Source organism: Massilia mucilaginosa (assembly GCF_011682145.1).
In the GTDB taxonomy this organism is placed as follows: domain Bacteria; phylum Pseudomonadota; class Gammaproteobacteria; order Burkholderiales; family Burkholderiaceae_D; genus Telluria_A; species Telluria_A mucilaginosa.
In genome coordinates this window covers 1-265 of record NZ_WHJH01000380.1, presented here as the reverse complement: position 1 = coordinate 265, position 265 = coordinate 1, and the positions used below count along the sequence as shown (strand labels likewise).

Genomic DNA, 265 nt, shown 5'->3' with positions numbered 1-265 from the left:
TTTGCAGGCGGCTGCGGATGTCGGACCCGGCCTGGCGATCGCGCGTCGGCAGGCGCAGGCCCAGGGTGCGGTTCGCGTAGCCCAGCTTGAAGCGCGCGATCAGCTCGGGGTGGTCCAGCCCGCGCGCCTTCAGGTAGGCCAGCGCCTCCGGCGACTGCGCCAGGGTCTCGTGGTAGTAGCCGATCACCTGGTTCAGCAGCGCCTGGTCGTCGGCGTCGAACGACACCGGCGCCGGCAGGCTGCGCGCCGTGCTGCGCTCTTGCGG

1 protein-coding gene is annotated in these 265 nt (G+C 72.5%); it reads right to left on the bottom strand.

The window, feature by feature from the left end; genetic code table 11:
• Positions 1-265 (bottom strand): hypothetical protein (locus F2P45_RS35260; RefSeq protein WP_166882770.1); only part of this gene is annotated, 265 nt, incomplete at both ends.